Below are 21,651 nucleotides of genomic sequence, written 5' to 3'. Positions count from 1 at the left end.
TCCCTCCTTGAATTCATCTCGTTCACAGCCACGGCTGCAGCCCGTCCCAGCGAACCGACCATCCTTCGCGCGGAAAACCCGGGTTGTCCCGGCTCTCCGAGCCTTCCCAGCCGCAGGCCATCATCGCCACTGCCGTAAGCAGCCCGCCGTTTCCCGGTAGATAAGCCGTCAGCCCGGGACGCTGATAATTGTGGCCGCTCACGAGATACGTGTTTTTCACTTGATCCATCAGCAGAAAATCGACGGCCAGATCGCGCTCGCCCAGCCTGGCCGCCGTCATGGCGCACATCGGAAAGTCCCAGCCCCAAGCCGTATCCCACCGCCACCGATCCTTCACCGCAAGCAGCGTGCTCCGCATGACGTCCGGGTCGACGAGCGTTCCCGGCAAAATCCCGAGCGCGCCAAGCATGGACGGATGGTCGCGGTTTTTGGCCGCGAACGTGTCCGGGCACCGTTCGTGCGCAAGATAGACGCCGTCCCGATGGGCCGGCTTGGCGAGCGCGCCGGCGACCTCCGCCCAGCGCGGGTTCGGCTCTGCCCCCAGGCGTTCTGCCCAGCGAACGGCGGCGGTCAGCCCGTATTTCCAATATTCGAGCTCGTACGGCGGGTTGACCGACTCCCGCATCGAATGGCATTCCTGGGCCGGTATGAGCGGCGGCCCAAGATCGTAAGCTCGCTTCTCTTCGTTCCATACGGCGAACGACGCCATGAAGTCGGCCGACTCGAACACCGTCTCGCGGAACCGTTCCAGCGCCGCCCTCGTCGGATCGGCCTTGTACAGCAGCTCCGCCATCGCGATCGGATGCGGCTGCTGCCAGATGAGGCCCGGCGCGACAGGCGACGGGCAGGGTACGCCGTCATGGCCGACCATCTTCGGCCAGCGCGCCCCCTCGTATCCCTGCGATCGGGCGAGCTCCCGGGCGATCGGAAGGATCCGTGCGTACCAGTCCATGCTCTTCCCGAGAATGGCGGCCCGACCCCACAGCGGAAAATGCGCTGCGTGCCACCAATGCATCTCCAGATGCGCTTTGCCGAACCAGCTGTTGTACATCAGCCCGGTCTCCTGCGGGGGAAGAGAACCGCCGCTGTGCAGGGCGCACAGGAATTGCGACAGCACGACCCGCCGTTCCAGCTCGAACGCCCGCGGATCGGAGCTCCCGGCGAAATCGATCGCCGCCCCGCCGGTCCAGAACGATTCCCAATGCCGCGCGCTGTCGTCGAAGATCTCGCCTGCCGAACCGGCGGACGATGGCGCGGGCGGCATCGATGGCGAGAATCCGACGGTAAAAGCCAGCTCCTTCGCGGAAGAGTCCGGAACGAGCGTCCACTCGTGCGTTCCCGTCTGCGCCAGCCGGCCGCCGCTCCAATCCCAGCGGACGAAGTAGCGGTCCTCGTCCATCCGGCGTTCCAGCACCGCGGCTCTGTCTTCGCTCCCGACGAGCGCCGTGCCGTGCCGGTCGTCGCGGTCCCATTCGGGAAAAACGGACTTGTCCCAAGCATTGTCCGTCATATCCGGAGCCGGGAATCGAAGGAACGCTTGCAGCCGCCCCTCGGCGATCAATTCGGACCGTACCTTCACGCCGATCGCGTCGCTGCCCGGCGAGCAAGCCGTCTCGACCTCGACCGGGACGCCCCGGACGACGAATAGGCTCGTTAACCGTCCGGTCCACAAGTCGAGCTTCTGCGAGTAGTCGCCCGTGTCTTCGAAGCGGAGCTCTTTCCCGTCCCGGCCCAGGAACCGGAAGGAGACGCGGCCCAGCTGCAGCCGGTGCGGATTTTGCCTGAGCCAATGGTACGCCTCGGCTTTGGCGCCCGGCTTCATCGGATAGCCGACCATGCGACCGTTCGTCTCGAACAAATGAAGCTCGGCGTCCTCCGGGCGGAAGCGATCGCGGCCGCCGGTGAAATGCCATCCCCAGTTCGACATCGTGCCGAGCGGCACCTCATAGCGCTCCGGAAACGTCTGCAAGCCGGTAATATCCGCGGTGAACGCGAACTCTCCGTTCCCGACCGACAGCGGCGAGAGCGGGTCCGGACGATCCAGCTCCGGATGATGGCGATCGACAATACGTTTTCTGTCCATAGCTCCTCCCAAGGACGGACGGAAGCAGCCGTCATTCAAGCGTCGCTTCGATCCGGGTTTTCATCATGTCCCGGTATTTGCCGGGCGTGACGTCTTTAAACTTGCGAAAGCTGCGGATGAAGCTGTTCTCGTGCTGATAACCGACCAGCTGCGCGACCTCCGAAATTTTCCGGTCCGTCTTGCGCAGCATCTCGCTCGCCCGCTCCATCCGCAGCAGGGTCAAGTAGTTGTAAATCGTCTCGTTCGTCTCCTGCTTGAACAACTGGCTCGCCAGGCTGCTGCTGACGCCGGCGGCATCGGCGATCTCCGGAACGCCGATCGGCTCGCCGTAGTGCTGCTTCATGTATTCGATCATCCGTCGGCACAGGACGAAATCCTTGCTCTCGGCCTGCCGGCGGTAATGGCCGGCCAAATCGGCGGCCCGCTTCCGGAGCTTCGCCTCGATATCGTCCAAGGTCAGCGTATCCAGCCGCTCCGGCGAATCGCGCTCCGTCTCGCAATCCGTCTCCATGCCGTCCAGCCGTTCGAGCGCCGTATGCAGGAATGCGAGCGTTACGGACGGGTAGCCGTAGTCGTTCCGGACCCCTTGCATCCATCTCTCCAGAAGCTCCAGCGAGCGCATCTCGTCCCCGGTCTCCGCCGCGGCCGCGAGTTCTTCGAGCTCCGCCTCGCGGGGGCGCGCGTCCAGCGTCTCATGGCCGGAGATCTCCTGGAACGGCACGACCTGACCGTAACCTCTGTACAGCCGGTAGGTCGCCGCGTTCTCGGCCTCCAGCAGCGCCTGCCGGATCTGCTCGACATCGGTTCGCGGCATGCTGACCCCTGCCGTGACGGTAAACTTCAGCAAGCGGGACACGGTATCGACCGCTTGGGCGAGCACGGCCTGGGGCGGCTCCGCCCTTTCATCCCGCGGCTGAAGCAGAAGCGCCGTCCGGTCGCCGCCGAAGTCGGCGCACACGATCCGCCAGAAAGGCTCGAACAGCTCCGCCGTAATATTGGCGATCGCGAATTTGAGCAGGGAATGGTCGCTTCCCTGGAAGCGCCGGGACCATGCGTCGTAATCGTCGATCGACAGCACCGCGGCGTAATAAGGAACTTCGGTCCAATTCGGAAAAAACCGGCCCCACTTTTCGCGGATGTCCCTTCGTCCGGCGATCTGCCCCGAGTAGACGTCGAACAGATACTTGGACGCAGCTTCGGGGAGCGTCTCCCGGACGAGCTGGGACAAGTGCGCGTGATGGCTCAGCACCTCGCCGGCCAGCTTCTCCAGATCGGCCCTTTCCGCGTCTTTGGGCTTTCCGCCGTAGGCGTTGAACAGCCGCCGCAGCCGCCGAACGGGACGAAACGCGGCCTTGTTGATGTAGAAAATCGTCAGCGCGCCGACGGCGAGCGCCGCTACGGACACCCACAATGTGGCGTTGCGGATTTTTTTGGACTTGGCCAGCAGGCTGTCTTGCGAGACGATCGAGACGTAATGCCAGCCCGTCAGCGAAGATTCGAGCTGGTTGACCAGCAGCTTCCGGTCGCGGAAAGTGAGATCTCCCCGTTCGTTCTCCCTCAGCGAAGCGAGAACCTGGCCGGCCGCTTTTTGGTCGAAGTCGTAATTGGACACCGAGTACAACACTTCGCCGTTACGGTCGATGATGTAACGCGTGCTGTCCACATTGGAGAAGGCCATCGGGTCCAGCTTGCCGAACAGCTCCTCCTCCTTCAGATTGACGGCGATCATGCCTTTGAATCGGCCCTGGATCAAAATTTTGCGGAACAGCGTCAATTCCGAGCCTTTGTTGCCCGTTCCTTCGGGAACCTCTCTTTTCTTGATGAGAGTCACGTCGTCTCCGAATTCGCCGGCGACCCCGATCCACTCGGAATCCGGGAACGTGAGCTTGCTGGAGCTATATCCCTGCGGGATGGACACGAAGCTTCCCCTTGCGATGTCGTAGACGTAGATGCTCTTGATATAAGGCGAATTGGCGACCCTTGTCGACAGCATCTGATAGATGGCCGAGACGTTCGCGTAGGAGTTCTGCTCGGGCCCGGTCAGGAACTTGTAAATATTGGAGTTGATGGCGATCTGAACGGCAACCTGGTCGATCTCGCGAATCGCCTCTTCGATGGCGTTCTTATGAAGCTGCAGCATCTGATGCTGCGGCACGCTCAGCTCTTCCTGCAGGACCGACTTGGACGTATAGTATGAAGTCATGCTGACGGCCAGAATGATCAGAAAAACGGAAACGGTGAGCACCAGCGCGAGACGGGCTTGCGTATGGGCCAAACTGAGCTTGAGCCTTTCCTGGATCCAACGTGTCATTTCGGATCTTCCCCACCTTCTGGCATGTTCCTCCTCATTATACATTGAATCCGTTTTCAGAAATCGGCCGCGCGTCCCGGATCGCCGTTCCGCTCCCGTCCCATCTTCCCGATCGCCTATCTTCTTGCCGGCGCTCCTGCCGCCCTTATTTCTTCTCGCTCACCTTGGCGTACCATTCCTGGACCCGCTTCGTCACTTCGGCGCCGCCTGCCTTGTTCCAGCGATCGACGAACTCGTCGAACTTCTCGATCGGCCACTCGCCGATGACGATCTTGGTCAAATATTCCTGGAACAGCTTGTGCGACTGGATGTCCGGATAGCCCTCGTACACCGTGTTCGGCAGGCCGTCTCCGGCAATTCGCCGCGCATCGGCGGTGCTGACCTTGAAGATGTCCTTGACCATCTGCTGCATGTCCTCGGGCATCGTCTGCTCGATCCGGACCTGCATGTCCTCCTCGGTCGTCAAGTTGCGCATGCCGAGGCCGATCGGGCGGTTCTCGTCGGCCGGAAGCAGCACCTTCTTGCCGTTCGCCACTTCATGCTGCAAGCCTTCGATTCCGTAGCGGATGAAGTCGTCGTTGGCCTTGTCGTAGAAGAAATCCAGCAGCTTAAGCGAGTCGGGAGCCTTCGCCTCTGCCTTCTTCGGAATGATCCATTCCGGCTCGCCCATGCTCTTCTGCGTGACGAAGCCGTCGAAGCCTTCGGCCTTCGGAAGCGGCATGCCGACGACGTAGGCGTCGGGCGCGCTCTTCTTGATCGCGGTGAAGCGGTCCGGCAGGTTGGCGGGCAGGTGGTACCAGCTGCCGACCAGATTGTTGTTGATTTTGGCGGTCCACACTTCTCCCTTGTTCAAGAACGTCTCGTTATCCAATAGCTTCTCTTTGTACAAGTCGCGAATGTAGGCGATGGCGGCCCGCATGTTTTCCGTGACGCCCGCGTATTGGATCTTGCCGTCGTAGAGATCCCACTCCGGATTGCCCTCCCACATGGCGACGCCGAACATCGCGAACAGATGGTCCATCCACTTCCCGTATTCGCGGCCGGTCGTCGGCAGCTCGTCCTTCTTGCCGTTGCCGTTCGGGTCCTTGTCGCGGAACGCCCGCAGCACGTTCTTGTAGTCCTCCGTCGTCTTCGGCATCGTAAGACCGAGCTTGTCGAGCCAATCCTTGCGGATCATCGGCGCGCGCTCGGGCACGAGGAACACTTTCGGCACGTAATAAATTTTGCCGTCCGGCGAAGCGGAACGCACGACGTCCCACGCCTCCTGGGGAATGTTCTTCCAGACGTTCGGCGCGTACTTCGGAAGCAGGTCGTCCAGCGCGAGCGCCCCGCCTTGCGTAATAAGCGTCTGCTCGACGCCGCCGAGCGGACGAAGAATATCGGGAAGCTCGTTGGAAGCGATCAGCGTATTCAGGTACTCCACCGCGTCCGAACCCGGGGGCGTGGTCATCAGTTGATAGACGACGCCCGTCTTCTGCGCGACGTATTGGACGTGCGCATTGCTCTCGTCGGGGATGGTGCCGACCCCCAGCGGGCTCTTGAATACTTTTACCGTCGCATAGCCTTCTCCGGCGCTCGACGCGGACGAAGACGAAGCGGCCTCGTTCTTTCCGCCGCTGCAGCCGGTCAGGACCGTAGCCGTCAGCGCGGCTGCCAGCACCGCGGCGGCGGCCGGTTTTTTCCGTAATGAGATCCTCATCCATAATCCTCCTCCCGCAACCGTTATCGTCAGCCGAAGGCTGATTGATCGGTTGTCGGCTTAGCCTTTGAGAGATCCGAGCAGCGAGCCTTTGACGAAATACTTTTGCAGAAAAGGGTACACCAGGACGATCGGAATGGTCGCGAACAGAATCGTCGCCGCCTTCAGCGTCGTCGTATTGAAATCATAGTCTCCGAGAAACAGATTGACGCTCGCCAGCTCTTCCGGGGATTGCAAATAGGCGCGCAGCCGCATCTGCAGCGGCCATTTCGTCTGGTCGTGGACGAACAGCACCGCTTGCGTGAACGTGTTCCAATAGCCGACCGCATAGAACAAGCTGACGGTCGCGATGACCGGCTTGGAGAGCGGCAGGTAGATGCGGAACAGGATGCCGAAATCGTTGCAGCCGTCGATGCGGGCGGAATCGTCCAGCTCCGGCGGGATGCCCATCAGGAACGTCCGGATGACGATCATGTTGAACGTCCCGATCAGACTCGGGATGATGAGAACCCAGATCGTGTTCATCAGTCCGAGCTCGCGCACCGTCAGGAAGTACGGGATCATCGGCGCGTTGAAAATCATCGTGACGACGATGCCGAACATGATCGGCTTGCGGATCAGAAGTTCCTTGCGCGACAGCGGATAGGCCATCAGCAGAGAGAATAGCACACTGAGGAACGTGCCGACTACCGTAATGAAGATGGTGACGCCGAACGACCCCCACAGCGCTTGGCTGCGAATCACGTGATCCCATGTCCCCATCGTAAATTCGACCGGCAGCAGGAAAACCTTCTTCGAGTCGGCGGCTTCCGGCGAGCTGAAGGACACGGCCAGCATCTGCAGCAGCGGGAACAGCATCGTCGCGGAAGCCGCCAGCATAAATGCGTAGTTGAACGCCTGAAACGCTTTTTCCCCATAGGACGGTTTCATTACCACAACCCCTGTTCCGTTTTTCTCGCCAGCCGGTTGAACGCCCATAGCAGGGCAAACCCGATGACCGACTGGAACAGTCCGATCGCCGTCGTGACGCTGTACTGCCCCTGCAGCACCCCGGCCCGGTATACGTAAGTCTCGATGATGTCCCCGACCGAATACGTCATCGGCGTCAGCAGGTTAAAGATCTGGTCGAACCCGAGTTCGAGGAAATTGCCGATATCGAGCAGGAACAGCACCACGATCGTCGGCAGCATGGTCGGCAGCGTAATGTGAATCGTCTGCTTGAACCGGTTCGCGCCGTCGACCACCGCGGCTTCGTACAAGTTCGGATTGACCCCCGCGATCGCGGCCAGATAGATGATCGTTCCCCAGCCGACTCCTTTCCAGATGCCCGACAGCACGACGATCGTTCGAAAGTATCTTTCCGTCTGCATGAACAGCACCGGCTCGTACCCGAACCAGCCGCGAATGACGTTGACGATCCCTTGGTTCGACAAGAGCTCGAACACGATGCCGCCGACGACGACCCAGGACAGAAAGTGCGGAAGGTAAAACAGGCTTTGCGCCAACCGTTTGGCCGCCATCAGCCGGATCTCGTTGAACAGCAAGGCCAGCACGATCGGGGCGGGAAATCCGAAGATCAGCTTGTAAAACGCGATGACCGCCGTATTCCGCAGGACCAGGTAGAAATCGTGGTAAGAAAAGATGTACCGGAAATTGTCCAGTCCGACCCAGGGGCTGCCGCCAATGCCCTTTAAAATTTTGAAGTCCTGAAGCGCGATGACGCTTCCCGTGAGCGGAACGTACTTGAACACGATGTAATACAGAATGCCGGGCAAAACCATAACGTACAGCATCCAGTGCTTGCGGACGTTCTCCAGGTAACGCCCTTTCCGTTTGCGGGTTCCGATTCGCTTATCCTCCCTTCCGCTTATTCGTCGAAGACGTACCGTCATCATACCCGCAGGATCCGAACGTCAACAATCGATCAATTCGCCACGGAATGAGCAGATTCTTTAATCGCTTCAGAAAGGGAAGGTTGCCTCGGAGCTCGCCCATGAACTTTACGGAGGGCTTCGGATCATACGGCTCGTCGGGAGAAAAATTTTGCATGGAGACGTGCCGGAGAATCGGTTGGTCGAATGGAGAAACGGTTGATTGCCCTATGCGCGAAAAGAAGCTCCCTGCTAGGGGAGCTTCTTTTGGGACGGTCTTGCACTTTCTTGCGCGCTTGCATCGGAATGATTCTTATTACTCTCCCCCGGTCGTCCAAACGGAGACGTCATTCGATTTGATCGATTCGCCGGATGCGTTCTGCGCTTTGACGTAGTAGAGATAATGGGTTCCGGGTTCGGCGGAGCGGTCGTAGAACGTATCGACTTTCGCGGTGCCAGCCAGCTCGGCCGGCTTGCCCGGGGTAGAACGGTAGATGTTGTATTGCGTTACTCCGCCGTGCGAGGTCCAGATCAATCCGACGAACGTCTCGCCCGTCAGTCCGGCGATCAGACGGTCCGGTTTCTCGGGCAAAGGCATGGCTACAAACAGGTCGTCGGACGGTTCCGACTCGCCCTTCTCGTTGACCGCGGCGACTCGGTAGGCGTATCCGGTCTGACCCGCGCTCACGCTGTCGTCGGTATAACCGGTTTCCGCGGTATTTGCGATCAGGGTATAGCCGTCCTCTTCGTTCCCTTTCCGATAAAGGTTGTAGCTTTCGGCACCGTCCGATTCCCGCCACTTCAGTTCGAACGCGGACGCCGTCGCGCTTGCGGCGGACAGTCCTTCCGGCGCTTGCGGCAGGACGACCGGCTGTTTGGTCGTTGCCGTTACGATGGCGGAAGGCTCGGATTCACCGCCATCCGCTGTCGCCGTCACCCGATAGAAGTACGTGGTGGAGGGGTTCACCGTCTTGTCGGTGTAAGATGCCGTTCGCGCGTAGCCGATTCGTTCGAAAGAGCCTTCCGGTTCGGACGAACGGTAAATGCCGTAGCCGACCGCATCATCCTCCGGCGTCCAGGCCAGATCGACGGAGAGACTTCTCGCCGCCGCAACCGTAAGATCCGACGGCGCGGAAGGAGCCGGCAGCGAAGGATCGTACGCCGGCACCTCTATGGAATCGGATAACGAGGATTCGCCGCCGGCGCTTGCGGCAGACACTTTGTACCGATAAACCGCCCCCATCTCGACGGCCGTGTCCGCATACGTGGCTGTCGTAGAGCTGCCAACGACTTTATCGTTCGGGTCCAGGGTGGAAGAACGATAGATCAAGTAAGCTGCCGCATCGTCAACGGGTGACCATTGCAGCGATATCGAGGGCCCGTCCGATAGCGTTCCCGCTAGCTCCGAAGGAGAGGAAGCCGGGGCTGGCGTATCCGCGGCCGTCGGCTTGACGACAACGAAATAGTTCATTTGGGAAGTGCCGCCGTTCGGACCCATGACGACTCGGGAGCCTGCCGGATAGTGCTTCTTGTAAAGCTCATACTGAACAGGTTGATCGTCCGCGACGGCGAGCCCCGTGTCCTCGTATGCGCTCGCCAGCCATTGCGGCTTCGTCGCGATTCTCGAATCGTGGGCGACATACACGTCGGCGTCCGCGGCCAAGTAGAAGGACAGCAGATCTTCGCTCGCGGCGCTTCTCGACCCTACGGCCGTCCGAATCCACTCCGCTCCTTGGACTTCGTCCGGAACGGACGCGAACTTGTACGTCTTGTTCCCGGTCATTCGGTCCCCCGCCACGAAATCGCCGGGCTCCAGATTCTCTTGGACCGACCAAGCCGCGGCGTTGACGGCGCCGTTCGCGCTGTCGTCATGGACGACGGCGCTCCGAACCGTCTCCCCGTTCATGGGCGGCACCGGCTCCGTCTCGGGTTCCGGTACGGAGACGACCGGCGGTTCGAACGGCGTGCCGGACCAATCCGGAGGCGTCAACGGATAACCGTCGGGATATCCCGGGGCCGCCAGCTCGTTCAAGTAATCCTCCAGGTTCGTATAGCCGTCCCGGTTCCGGTCTCCGTTCCGATCCTCCGGATCGTTCGGATCCAGCCCCTGCGCCAGCTCCCAGACGTCGGGCATCCCGTCCCGATCCGTATCGGCGGCAGCCGCTTCCCGCTTGAGCGCCGGGAATCCGCCGACATCGTCCTCGTCGCCGATGATGGCTCCGGTCTGGCTGCGGACGCCGTCCGTCACCCGCTTGTCCACCGCATCCCGGACGAGCGAATCTCCGGCGTAGCCCAAAACGTGCTCATAAGCGGTCTCCGGCTCCTCCGTATGGACCGGCGGGTATTCGAAGCGCTCCGGAACGAGGGCGCTCGGTCTTTCGGCTTCCATCATGCCGCTGCCCGAATCTTTCCCGTCCAACTTCCCGTTTTTATTGCTATCGATCCGGTTGTCGTCCAGGAACAAATGGTAGTTTTCATTCCCGCGAACCACGGCGTATTCAGGATTCTCCGAATTGATGCCCGCGATAAAATAATTGCCCACTACGTTGCCATAACCCTTCGTGCCGGATTCGCCGCCGGCTACGTAAGGGAACTGGCCCCAGTTGTAAACGACGTTGTTGACGAAGTCCATCACCCCCTTCGTCTTCGGATTGCGGTCGTTATTGTGCGCATACAGATTGTGATGCATCGTGATCGTGTTCATCTCGACCAATCCGCCCATCGAGTGAGTCAGCAGGCCTTCCGAGATGATGGACCACTGCACGGTAATGTTTTTGGACTTCGGATGGTCGTAATCCTTGCTCTTGATGGACAGCACTTCATCCGTTCCCCAGGAGAAGGAGGAATGGTCGACAATGACGTTCTGGCTGTCCTCGAAATACATCGAATCGTCTTGAAAGATTTGAACGCCCAAGCGGAAGCGCATATAGCGAATGACGATATCGCTGCACTCGATGAATCGGATATTGTTGCCCCGGATCGTCACCCCGTCGCCCGGTGCCGTCTGCCCCGCGATCGTAAGGTTCGATTTGTTCCGGACAATGATCTGGGGAATCGTGATTTCGCCCGAAATATCGAACACGATCGTACGCGGCGTCGTCCCGGCGGTCATGAGCGCATCGTAGAATGTGCCCGGTCCGGTGAGCTCGTAGCTGGTCACATGGTACACTTCGCCGCCGCGGCCTCCCGTCGCCGCATAGCCGAAGCCTTCCGCCCCCGGAAATGCGGGCAGCTTGTCATAAGCCGCTTTCGCCGAAGGCAGCGGTTGAATCAAGGATAAGCCGATCAGCGCGCCCTGCAGAAGCGCAAACCATCTTTTCATGGTCAAACCTCCTCATTGAAAATCGTTCCGCCTGCCCGTCATCCCTCCGTCTCGACCGTAACCGCTTACAACATTGGCCTCCTTTCTTTCGTTAGGTTGCTGCCATGCCCATCGTACGGCGCCGCTGCAGCCGCTTCAATCGTTCGATTCTTCACGCCATGAACCAAATCGCTTTCCCGGATCGGTTCATTCCCCGGAGGATTTGTTCATTTATCCCCCAAAAGTGACGTGAGGCTTCGAAGCGATTTCCGATTACTTTTGGGGGAGCCCCCGAATTCAGATTCCCACGAAAAAAAAGGGCGTTCCGCCGGACGGAATTGGCCGTCCTGGAACACCCCTCAATTCGCTATGGCTCAACGCCGATTTAGTCCGGCGCTTGCGCTTTATAAATTCGGTAGCCTTTGTCCTTGCCGATCTCTTCGACGGCTGCCTCTCCGAACGTCTCCTCGAGCTTCGCACGGGCGGACGGAGCGCCTTGCTTGTTCTGAATGACGATCCAAAGCGCGCCTCCCGGAACGAGATGTAGCTTCGCTTCGGTCAGAATACGATGAACGACCACTTTCCCGGCGCGAATCGGCGGATTGGACAGGATGACGTCGAACCGCCGTCCTTCCACCGCTTCATACAAATCGCTTCTATGCGCCTCTACGTTGGTCACGCCGTTGGCCTCCGCGTTCTCGCGGGCCAGAGCGACGGCTCGTTCGTTAATGTCCAGCATCGTGACATGTCCTCGCGGCGCAAGGCGGGCAGCGGCCAGTCCGATCGGACCGTAGCCGCATCCGAGATCGAGAACGTTCGCGTCCTCCGCGAATTCCATCCGTTCGATCAAAACTCGGCTGCCGTAGTCCACCCCGTCCCGCGAAAACACGCCGGCATCGGATACCAGCTTGAAGCGGCTGCCTCTCAGTTCGACCGCGAACGATCGCCGATCGCTGGCCGTTTGCGGTTTCGAGGTATAGTAATGTTCGCTCATCGGGTCCGTCCTCCTTGCCTTCATGAGATAACCCCGAAAAATAGGGCCGACGCTTCGAAACTTGCTCAGGTGCTTTGCCGGGACTCCGGAATTTAACAAACCCCTCGAAGAATCGTGATTCTTCAAGGGGTTTGTATGTTATGCGGAGGTTCGATTACTTAACTTCGACTTTAGCGCCGGCTTCTTCGAGCTTAGCCTTGAGCGCTTCTGCTTCTTCCTTAGCCACTTTCTCTTTGATCGGCTTCGGAGCGTTGTCGACGACGTCTTTCGCTTCTTTCAGGCCGAGACCCGTAATTTCGCGAACAACCTTGATAACGTTGATCTTGGAAGCGCCGGCTTCAGCAAGAATGACGTCGAACTCGGTTTGTTCGGCAGCTTCGGCAGCGCCGCCGCCGCCAGCGACAACAGCAACCGGAGCTGCTGCGGTAACGCCGAATTCTTCTTCGATTGCTTTGACGAGATCGTTCAGTTCCAGAACGCTCATGCCCTTAATGGCTTCCAAAATTTGCTCTTTGCTCATGGAATAGTACCTCCAATGTTTGGTAGTTGTTATAGGTCTTGCTTGAGCCGCATGATGCGCGGCATTCCGCATGTCTTACGCGCTGGCTTCGTTCTTCTCGGCGACCGCTTTGACCGCGAGCGCGAAGTTGCGCACCGGCGCTTGCAGCACGCTGAGCAGCATGGACAGCAGGCCTTCGCGGGACGGCAGGTTGGCCAGCGCCTTCACTTGCTCGCTGTCGACGAAACGTCCTTCGACGATGCCGCCTTTCAGCTTAAGCGCGTCGTTCTTCTTCGCGAAGTCGTTCAGGATCTTCGCGGCGGCAACGGCGTCGTTCTTGCTGAACGCCACGGCGGTAGGTCCGGTCAGAACGGCGTCCAGATCGGACAGCTCGGCGCTTGCAGCCGCACGGCTGACGAGCGAATTCTTCAGAACTTGGAATTCGACGCCGGCCTCGCGGAGCGACTTCCGCAGCTCGGTCACTTGCGCCACGTTCAGGCCGCGGTAGTCGGTCACGACGGAGCTTGCGCTCTCGCGCAGCTTCGTTGCGATCTCTTCCACTTCCTGCTGCTTGGCCGCAATGATTTTCGCATTTGCCATTTCGTACACCTCCTGGTTCATGATCCAACCGTATCTGAATGTTCGCAGCGTCCGCGGCATCAAAAATGCCTCCGCAGACGCTGCGGAGGCATGACGTGTCTTATCGTTCCGGCGCTCATCCTGACGGAATCGGCCTTCCCTCTATCCACACACCTCGGTAGGAAATTAAGCCTCTCGGCACCTACGGTCTACGGTATCGATATTCAACTTTGTGAGCTTACCACGATCGCCCTTAGGCTGTCAACCGTAGTTTGGCCCGCGTCTTATTGACGGTAGGCGGCTACGTTGAGCCGTGCGCCCGGTCCCATCGTCGAAGAGATCGAGATGTTCTTCAGGTACACGCCTTTGGCGGCAGCCGGCTTCGCGCGGTTCAGCGCGTCGATCAGCGCCTTGAGGTTCTCGTTCAGCTTCTCGGCATCGAACGATACCTTGCCGATCGGGGCATGAATTTGTCCGGCTTTGTCCAGACGGTATTCGATCTTACCGGCCTTGATCTCTTGCACGGCTTTCGTAACGTCGTTCGTTACGGTGCCGGCCTTCGGGTTCGGCATCAAGCCTTTACCGCCGAGAATACGGCCGAGCTTACCAACTTCGCTCATCATGTCCGGAGTCGCGACGCACACGTCGAACTCGAACCAGCCTTGTTGGATTTTGTTGATCAGGTCCGCATCGCCGACGTAATCCGCGCCTGCGGCTTCCGCTTCCTTGAGCTTGTCGCCCTTGGCGAATACGAGAACGCGCTTGGTCTTGCCCGTGCCGTGAGGCAGGACGACGACGCCGCGAACGTTCTGGTCTTGCTTTCTCGAATCGACGCCGAGACGGACGGCAACTTCGACGGACTCGTCGAACTTGGCCGTTGCGGCTTTCTTGACCAGCTCAATCGCTTCGAGCGACTCGTACGTCGCGTCGCGGTCGATCAGCTTGGCAGCTTCCGCGTACTTCTTGCCGTGCTTAGCCATGTTGTTCTCCTCCTTGTGTGGTTTTAACGGTTTCAATCCGCGCTCCCGTGCGAGGAGCGGCATGGATTTCCTCCCACATGCGCCGGACCGGTTGTCCGGAGCACCCGGTTGCGGGACCGAATCCCGCCCGGAATCAGTCTTCGATGACGACGCCCATGCTGCGGGCGGTGCCTTCGATCATGCGCATAGCCGCTTCGACGGATGCCGCGTTCAGGTCGACCAGCTTTTGCTCGGCGATCTCGCGGACTTTGGCCCGTTTGACGGTAGCGACTTTCTTCTTGTTCGGTTCGCCGGAACCCTTCGGGATGCCAGCCGCTACGCGCAGCAGAACGGCAGCCGGGGGAGTCTTCGTCTCGAACGTGAAGGAACGGTCCTCGAATACGGTGATGACGACCGGAATGATCAGACCGGCTTGGTCGGCCGTACGCGCGTTGAATTCCTTACAGAAAGCCATGATGTTCACGCCCGCTTGACCGAGTGCAGGACCGATCGGCGGCGCCGGGTTTGCTTTGCCGGCAGGAACTTGAAGCTTCACCAATTTGATGACTTTTTTGGCCATGATGCACACCTCCTTGCCCCATAATGCGGTTAGACGGATGCGCGACGCGCTCCTCCCGCTCTTGCCAGAAACCGGATATTATATCTTCTCCACTTGGGTATAATCCAACTCAAGCGGGGTTTCCCTACCGAACATGTTGACGTGCACTTTGAGCTTGCTCTTGTCGTGCAGGATCTCCTCGACCGAACCGACAAAGTTGGCGAAAGGCCCGACTTTGACGCGGACGTTCTCCTTCAGCTCGAAGTCGATGACCGGCTTCGGCTCCTCCATGCCCATGTGGCGCAGAATCTGCTCCACTTCCTCGGGCAGAAGCGCCGTCGGCTTCGATCCGGAGCCCGTGGATCCGACAAACCCGGTTACGCCGGGCGTGTTGCGAACCACGTACCAGGAATCGTCGGTCTGGATCATCTCCACAAGAACATAGCCGGGATATACCTTGCGCATCACCGACTTCTTCTTGCCGTCCTTGTTCACGATCTCTTCTTCCATCGGAACGAGCACGCGAAAAATCTTGTCCTGCATTCCCATCGATTCCACGCGTTTCTCCAGGTTCGTCTTTACCTTGTTCTCGTACCCGGAGTACGTATGAACGACATACCATCTTTTCTCCATCGAAATGCCACCTTTAGGTTCCCGCATCAAATGACGAGATCGACGAGCCGCGAAATGACGATGTCCAGCACCCAGAAGTAGATAGTCACCAGCAGCACGGTTACGATAACGACGATCGTATAGCTGGTCAACTCTTTCCGCTTAGGCCAACGGACCTTCTTCAGCTCGCTCCAGCTGTCGCCAAAGAACGAGAAAAAAGACCCAAAGCTCTGTTTCATTTTGGCAAGGAAAGTCACGTCCAAACCTCCTACGACTTACCGAGTTTCACGATGAGGAAGATGCGCGTTGCAGAACTTGCAGAACTTCTTCAGCTCGATCCGATCGGAGTGAGTCCGTTTGTTCTTGGTCGTCGTGTAGTTCCGTTGCTTGCAGCTCGTGCAAGCGAGCGTAATGATTACCCGCATGTGTTCCACCTCCCGGGCTTGCCAACTTCATAAACAAATTGAATCCAAGCGCAAACAGCCGCTTCGCCGCTTCACGGCAACGAAACCTGGCGTTTCGCTTGGGATCCAGGGCCTGTGCATAAAACTCCACCTTAAGGTTACTAAAATAATTTATCACAGGGCCTATGCGATGTCAACGAAAAGCTTGCGGACGCGTCTTGCCGGCATCGCCGCGGCAGCAAGAACGGCGCGCGGGAGCCGGGGAGTCGAATTCGTCCGGCCTCGACGGGGGATGGGGTTATCGGCTTTCCTGGCCTCAGAGCCTATCAACCAGTATTCACCAGATTGGGCGACTTTAACCCGAACGTCCCGCGAGTCTCTTAGAAAAGCGCGCCCTCCGCGCAATCAAAAAAGCAGCTCGCATAGGAGACTGCCCGTTGTTCGATCTTATGGGAAAAACGATACCGACTGCGCTCAGCTGCCGACGTCCCGCACTTCCAGGTAACGCTCCAGCTTGCGCTTGACGCGCTGCAGCGCGTTGTCGATGGACTTGACGTGTCGCTCGAGATCGACCGCGATCTCCTGGTAGGAACGGCCGTCCAAATAGAGCATCAACACTTTGCGTTCCAGGTCGCTTAGAATCTCCGACATTTTGTCTTCCAGGCCGAAAAACTCTTCCTGGTTGATGATCATCTCTTCCGGATCGCAAACGCGGGAGCCGCAGATGACGTCTAGAAGAGTGCGGTCGGAATCTTCGTCGTAAATGGGCTTGTCCAGCGACACGTAAGAGTTGAGGGGAATATGCTTCTGGCGGGTGGCGGTCTTGATCGCCGTAATGATCTGGCGGGTGACGCAGAGCTCGGCGAACGCCTTGAACGAAGCCAGCTTGTCGCCTTTGAAGTCGCGGATCGACTTATAAAGGCCGATCATGCCTTCCTGCACGATGTCTTCCCGCTCCGCTCCGATCAGGAAATAGGAGCGCGCCTTCGCGCGGACGAAGTTCCGGTACTTGTTGATCAAGTACTCCAGCGCTTCGGAATCTCCAAGCCGGACGGCTTCCACGATGTCCTCGTCGGTCTTGAAGTCATATTCGTGTGCTGCCAATTCGTTTACGTCAACGCTCACGAATCATCCCTCCGACCTTCGAAACGTGCGGTTCCCGTTCGGAAACTACCAAACTACTACCAATATACTTGATGAAACTTACAGCGTCAACCGATTCGACTTGATTTGACGCGGATTCCGGGGATTCGACCTCTGGAAAAACTGGTTTAACTCCCCATCCGGCCGTCAGTCCCGCTGCCCTCTCCGCATCCGTTCCAGCTTCGACTGAATGTCGGCGGAGAGGTTCCCGCCCAGCGGGTTCCGCTTGGGCGGGGGCTCCCGGCGAATGGTCCGGTCGATCTCCCGCCGGCTCTCCTCGACGGCCAGCCGCAGCTCCCGCGCCGACAGGCGGAGCGCGCCCCGGCCGAAGGCGACGCGCTGCTCGGTCTGGTCGGACGTGGCCACGTACACATTCCGTTTGACCGACGTCATCTCCCCGACCAGCCGCTCGATGCACTCGTCGGCCGTCTCCTTCTCCCGGGTGAACACGATGCGAAGCCGGTTCTGCTTGTAGGCGGCGCCGAGCCCGGGCACCCGGAAGGCGTCGAAGACGACGTAGACGGTCACTCCGGCGTAGCTCTGGTAGTTGGCCATCAGGTCGAGCAGCCGATCCCGCGCGTCTTCCAGCCGTTCCTGCTTCAGCTTCTCCAGCTCGGGCCAAGCCCCGATCATGTTATAGCCGTCGACGATCAGGACGTCTTCACGGCGAAGCATGCCCGTCTCCTGGAACCGCGAGACCGGCGCTTTCCCCGGCTTGCCGCTCCCGGCGCTGGCGGACCGCTTCGTACAGAAGGACGCCGGCGGCGACGGAGGCGTTCAGCGAGTTGATCTTCCCGAACATCGGCAGGGAGACGAGAAAGTCGCATTTCTCGCGCACGAGACGGGAGATGCCGCTCCCCTCGCTGCCGATGACGATCGCGAGCGGTCCGGTCAGGTTCGCCCGGTACGCATCGGCGTCCGCCGCCGCGTCCGCGCCGGCGATCCACACGCCCGCTTCCTTCAGCTTGTCGATCGTCTGGGCCAGGTTCGCCACCCGCGCGACCGGCACGTACTCGACGGCGCCGGCCGACGTCTTGGCGACGACCGCGGTCAGGCTGGCGCTGCGCCGCTTGGGCACGACGATCCCGTGCGCCCCGGTGCAATCCGCCGTGCGCAGAATGGAGCCGAGGTTGTGCGGGTCCTCCACTTCGTCGAGCAGGATCAGGAGCGGCGCTTCTCCCCGCTCCGCCGCCCGGGCCAGCAGGTCTTCCACCTCGGCGTAAGAGACTGCGGCGGCCTGGGCGACGACTCCTTGATGCTGCAGGCCGGGTACCAGCAAATCGAGCTTCTTCTTGTCGGCGAACTGGACGACGACGCTCCGGCTCTTCGCTTCGTCGACGATCGGCTGGACCAGCGAGCGCTGGGCCTGGTTGGACAGCCAGATCTTGTTGAGGGCTCGTCCGGCTCTGAGCGCTTCCAGCACCGGGTGCTTGCCCGCAAGATACTGCTCGCCGGATTCGGCGGCGGACTCGTCCGTCTCGGCCGCGAGCTCCGGATCGGCCGAACGGACGGATAATTTCTTGTCCTGCCGGTAAGGCGCGGGCCGGTCGGACGCAGGAGCTCTGCGTCCCGTCCCGGCGCCGCCGCGACGGCGGTCGTCTCCTCCTTCCGCCGATGCGGAGGAATGCCGCGAAGGGCGGGGGCGGTTACGATGGTTCATTCGAATCTTCCTTTCTCACTCCGCCGCCGGCTCTTCCGAGAAGGCCAGGGCGATCAGCTGTTCGAGTCTGTCCCGCTCTCCGCGGTAATATAGATAGCCAACCAGGCTTTCCAGCCCGGTGGCGTGGCGATAATCGACCGGATCGGCGTTCTTCGGCGCCTGCCCCGACTTGCTGTTGCGGCCCCTGCGGGCGATATCCGCCTCTTCCTCGGTCAGCAGCGGCATCCACCGCTGCAGCAGCTTCGCCTGCGCCGCCGCCGACACGTAGCGGGTCGCGGCGCGGTGCAGCTCGTGCGGCTTGCGGGCCGCCGACGCGATCAGATGCTGGCGCACGTACACCTCGAACACCGCGTCGCCGATGTAGGCGAGCACGATCGGGCTCAGCTGGCTCGCCGGAACGCGGTCGGGCAGCAAGGGCGCAATGACGGCTTGGTTAAGCTCCGTCATTTGCGCCGCCAACGGATGCCCTGCTGCGTGTCTTCGAGCAGGATGCCCTTCTCCGCCAGCAAATCCCGAATCTCGTCGGCCCGCGCGAAGTTGCGGCTCTTGCGCGCTTCCGTCCGCTCCGCGATCAGAGCGTCAATCTCGGCGTCCTGCAGCTCCTCCTCCGGAGGAAGCAGCCCCAGCACGGAATCGAATTCCTCGATCAATCCGAGAATCTCCTTCAAGGTGGACGCTTCCGTCGTCTCTCTCTGCAGATACGCGTTCGTCTCGGACACGAGCTGATACCAGACGGTGACGGCGTCGGCCGTATTGAAGTCGTCGTCCATTTTCGCCCGGAACTCGGCCCGAAGCTTCTCCAGCTTCTCCGCGATCTCCGGATCGGGCCCGGCCGGGGCCGCCGGATCGACGGCGGTCAGTCGGTGCTTGGCGTTGTCGCGGCTGTTCGTCAGCCGCAGCACGCTGTTCTCCGCCTGCCGGATGACCTCCTCGCTGAAGTTGAGCGGACTGCGGTAATGCGTCGTGAGCATGACATAGCGGAGCGCCTGCGCGCTGGTCGCCTTGAGCAGCTCCCGCGGGTTGACGACGTTGCCGAGCGACTTGGACATCTTCTCATTGTTGATGTTGACGAAGCCGTTATGCATCCAATAGCGCGCCAGCGGCTTCCCGGTCATCGCCTCGGACTGCGCGATCTCGCATTCGTGGTGCGGGAACTGCAGATCGTGGCCGCCGCCGTGGATGTCCAGCGTCTCCCCCGCGTACCGAAGCGCCATCGCGGAGCACTCGATGTGCCAGCCGGGGCGCCCTTCGCCCCATGGACTCGGCCAATGGATCTCGCCCGGCTTCGCCGCCTTCCAGAGGACGAAATCCTGCGGGCTTTCCTTGCGGCTGTCCACTTCGACCCGGATGCCGTACTGCAGTTCGTCCAGATTTTTATGGGAAAGCTTGCCGTATTCCGGAAAAGCGGACGTGCGGTAATAGACGTCGCCGCCGCTCTCGTAAGCGAAGCCCTTGGCCACCAGATCGGCGATGAACGCCACGATCTCCGGAATGTTCTCGGTCACCCGGGGATTGATCGTGGCCGGGCGGACGGCGAGCCCTTCGCGGTCTTCGTTGAAGCCGGCGATGAAGCGCTCCGCCAGCTCCGGCACCGTAATTCCGAGCTGCTCGGCGCGGCGGATCATCTTGTCGTCCACGTCCGTAAAGTTCACGACGTAGTTCACTTCATAGCCGATGAGCTCCAGGTACCGGCGCACGACGTCGAAGAAGATGGCGGGCCGCGCGTTCCCGATATGGATATAGTCGTACACGGTCGGACCGCATACGTACATATTTACGCGCTCCGGATGGAGCGGCACGAACGTTTCTTTTTCCCGGGTGAGGCTGTTATAGATCGTCAGGGTCACTTGGCAAAGCTCCTTTGAAAAAAATTTACTGGTCTCGCGGGCAGGCGCCCACCGTCTCCCGTTCCAACCGTGCGGCTCTGCGTCCGGCATCGGCTTCCGCCCGTTCCTCGGCCTCGCGCTTCAGCTCCTCGACCTCGGCCCGGAGCCGGTCGATCTCCTTCTGCATGTAGCGGAACGACTCGATGAGCGGGTCGGGCAGGTTCGTATGATCGAGCCGGTCGCCGACCCGCTCGCCGTTGCGTTTGACGACCCGCCCCGGAATGCCGACGACGGTGCTTTCCGCGGGAACGGGCTTCAGCACGACCGAGTTGGCCCCGATATTGGAATTATCGCCAACTTTGAACGAACCGAGCACCTTGGCGCCGGACGCGATCACGACGCGGTTGCCGATCGTCGGGTGGCGCTTGCCTTTCTCCTTGCCGGTGCCGCCGAGCGTCACGCCTTGATAGATGACGACCTCGTCGCCGATCTCGCAAGTCTCGCCGATGACGACGCCCATGCCGTGGTCGATGAACAGCTTGCGGCCGATCTTCGCCCCAGGGTGAATCTCGATGCCGGTCATGAACCGGCTGATCTGGGAAACGATGCGGGCGGCGGTAAACCAACGGCGGCGGTACATGCCGTGCGCCAGCCGGTGCGCCCAGATGGCATGCAGCCCGGAATACGTGAAGATGACCTCGAACCGGCTCCGGGCCGCCGGATCGTTCTCGAAAACCGCGCCGATGTCCTCGCGGATCCTGCTCCAGAACCCCATGTCCCATTCCCCCTTGATGTTCGTACCCTCAGGGCCGTTCCCGCCTTCGCCCCGCCCGGTTTCCCGTTCGGAGCGCCGGGAATCGGATCGCTCCCTGCGCTCGGGCGCCGGGCTGTATGAAAAAAGCCTCCGCAGCATGTCGCTGCAGAGGCGTGTGAATACGCGGTCCCACTCTGCTTGAGCCGATCCTCCGCCTGCCTAGAAGGCGCGGATCGCCCAACTTATCCGGTCCGTAACGGGAACCATCCGGCGCCGCCTACCCGTGGGGCCGGCCGCAAGCCCCCTGCGGCCGCGCATGCCCTTCGGCATGTTCGGCTCGCGCGATCGGCGCGGCTGTCGGTACCCTCGCTCGGCGGCGCGGCTCCCAGGCGCATTT

At 60.4% G+C, this 21,651-nt stretch carries 19 protein-coding genes, 1 pseudogene and 1 other annotated feature; all 20 genes and pseudogenes read right to left on the bottom strand.

Annotated features, from left to right (window positions below):
- Positions 1–22: 22 nt before the first annotated feature.
- The 20 genes and pseudogenes from H7C18_RS28880 to cysE all read right to left on the bottom strand — a co-directional run bounded on the left by H7C18_RS28880 (position 23) and on the right by cysE (position 21,275).
- Positions 23–2,083: a glycoside hydrolase family 65 gene (locus tag H7C18_RS28880; protein ID WP_185132593.1), complete on the bottom strand. Its 2,061-nt coding sequence runs from the start codon at positions 2,081–2,083 to the stop codon at positions 23–25.
- A 31-nt stretch (positions 2,084–2,114) separates the two neighbouring features.
- Positions 2,115–4,394 carry a helix-turn-helix domain-containing protein gene (locus H7C18_RS28875; RefSeq protein ID WP_185132592.1) on the bottom strand — a complete coding sequence of 760 codons (2,280 nt, stop codon included), beginning with the start codon at positions 4,392–4,394 and terminating at the stop codon, positions 2,115–2,117.
- 145 nt (positions 4,395–4,539) lie between these two features.
- A complete protein-coding gene (locus H7C18_RS28870; RefSeq protein ID WP_185132591.1) occupies positions 4,540–6,093 on the bottom strand; it encodes an extracellular solute-binding protein in 1,554 nt (517 codons plus the stop codon).
- 60 nt (positions 6,094–6,153) lie between these two features.
- A complete protein-coding gene (locus H7C18_RS28865; protein WP_185132590.1) occupies positions 6,154–7,023 on the bottom strand; it encodes a carbohydrate ABC transporter permease in 870 nt (289 codons plus the stop codon).
- Positions 7,023–7,886, bottom strand: coding sequence for an ABC transporter permease (locus tag H7C18_RS28860; protein WP_238358044.1), 864 nt, complete (start codon positions 7,884–7,886; stop codon positions 7,023–7,025). Before H7C18_RS28860 ends, H7C18_RS28865 begins: the two co-directional genes overlap by 1 nt.
- Before the next feature lie 394 nt (positions 7,887–8,280).
- Positions 8,281–11,286 carry a fibronectin type III domain-containing protein gene (locus tag H7C18_RS28855; RefSeq protein ID WP_185132589.1) on the bottom strand — a complete coding sequence of 1,002 codons (3,006 nt, stop codon included), beginning with the start codon at positions 11,284–11,286 and terminating at the stop codon, positions 8,281–8,283.
- A 364-nt stretch (positions 11,287–11,650) separates the two neighbouring features.
- Positions 11,651–12,259, bottom strand: coding sequence for a class I SAM-dependent methyltransferase (locus tag H7C18_RS28850; protein ID WP_185132588.1), 609 nt, complete (start codon positions 12,257–12,259; stop codon positions 11,651–11,653).
- A gap of 154 nt (positions 12,260–12,413) precedes the next feature.
- Positions 12,414–12,779, bottom strand: coding sequence for a 50S ribosomal protein L7/L12 (gene rplL / locus H7C18_RS28845; RefSeq protein ID WP_185132587.1), 366 nt, complete (start codon positions 12,777–12,779; stop codon positions 12,414–12,416).
- 75 nt (positions 12,780–12,854) lie between these two features.
- Complete coding sequence (rplJ, locus tag H7C18_RS28840) at positions 12,855–13,358, bottom strand: 50S ribosomal protein L10 (RefSeq protein WP_185132586.1); 504 nt, start codon at positions 13,356–13,358, stop codon at positions 12,855–12,857.
- 52 nt (positions 13,359–13,410) lie between these two features.
- Positions 13,411–13,570, bottom strand: a sequence feature (ribosomal protein L10 leader region).
- Between the two features lie 51 nt (positions 13,571–13,621).
- Positions 13,622–14,317, bottom strand: a complete 696-nt coding sequence (gene rplA, locus H7C18_RS28835; RefSeq protein ID WP_185132585.1) for a 50S ribosomal protein L1 — start codon at positions 14,315–14,317, stop codon at positions 13,622–13,624.
- 133 nt (positions 14,318–14,450) lie between these two features.
- Entirely contained in the window at positions 14,451–14,876 is a 426-nt protein-coding gene (gene rplK / locus H7C18_RS28830) for a 50S ribosomal protein L11 (RefSeq protein ID WP_185132584.1), read from the bottom strand.
- Positions 14,877–14,954: 78 nt separating this feature from the next.
- Positions 14,955–15,488 (bottom strand): transcription termination/antitermination protein NusG, encoded by a 534-nt coding sequence (gene nusG / locus H7C18_RS28825; RefSeq protein WP_185132583.1) that lies wholly within the window; start codon positions 15,486–15,488, stop codon positions 14,955–14,957.
- 26 nt (positions 15,489–15,514) lie between these two features.
- Complete coding sequence (gene secE, locus H7C18_RS28820) at positions 15,515–15,724, bottom strand: preprotein translocase subunit SecE (protein ID WP_185132582.1); 210 nt, start codon at positions 15,722–15,724, stop codon at positions 15,515–15,517.
- Between the two features lie 18 nt (positions 15,725–15,742).
- Positions 15,743–15,892, bottom strand: coding sequence for a 50S ribosomal protein L33 (gene rpmG, locus H7C18_RS28815; protein ID WP_185132581.1), 150 nt, complete (start codon positions 15,890–15,892; stop codon positions 15,743–15,745).
- Positions 15,893–16,345: 453 nt separating this feature from the next.
- Positions 16,346–16,996, bottom strand: a complete 651-nt coding sequence (gene sigH, locus H7C18_RS28810; RefSeq protein ID WP_185132580.1) for an RNA polymerase sporulation sigma factor SigH — start codon at positions 16,994–16,996, stop codon at positions 16,346–16,348.
- A 165-nt stretch (positions 16,997–17,161) separates the two neighbouring features.
- The gene (locus tag H7C18_RS28805; RefSeq protein ID WP_185132579.1) at positions 17,162–17,689 is read right to left on the bottom strand and encodes an NYN domain-containing protein; all 528 of its coding nucleotides are present in this window, start codon (positions 17,687–17,689) and stop codon (positions 17,162–17,164) included.
- Positions 17,676–18,464: pseudogene (gene rlmB / locus H7C18_RS28800) on the bottom strand (23S rRNA (guanosine(2251)-2'-O)-methyltransferase RlmB); the annotation flags it as partial. The gene H7C18_RS28805 and the pseudogene rlmB, both read right to left, overlap by 14 nt.
- 225 nt (positions 18,465–18,689) lie before the next feature.
- Complete coding sequence (locus H7C18_RS28795) at positions 18,690–19,121, bottom strand: Mini-ribonuclease 3 (protein ID WP_185132643.1); 432 nt, start codon at positions 19,119–19,121, stop codon at positions 18,690–18,692.
- Positions 19,118–20,521: a cysteine--tRNA ligase gene (gene cysS / locus H7C18_RS28790; RefSeq protein ID WP_185132577.1), complete on the bottom strand. Its 1,404-nt coding sequence runs from the start codon at positions 20,519–20,521 to the stop codon at positions 19,118–19,120. Before cysS ends, H7C18_RS28795 begins: the two co-directional genes overlap by 4 nt.
- A gap of 25 nt (positions 20,522–20,546) precedes the next feature.
- A complete protein-coding gene (gene cysE, locus H7C18_RS28785; protein WP_185132576.1) occupies positions 20,547–21,275 on the bottom strand; it encodes a serine O-acetyltransferase in 729 nt (242 codons plus the stop codon).
- Positions 21,276–21,651 lie beyond the last annotated feature (376 nt).

Origin of the sequence: Cohnella zeiphila, from assembly GCF_014212055.1 — a bacterium.
Lineage (GTDB): Bacteria > Bacillota > Bacilli > Paenibacillales > Paenibacillaceae > Cohnella > Cohnella zeiphila.
The sequence above is the reverse complement of the archived record's forward strand: the minus strand, read 5'-3'. Positions and strand labels throughout refer to the sequence as shown.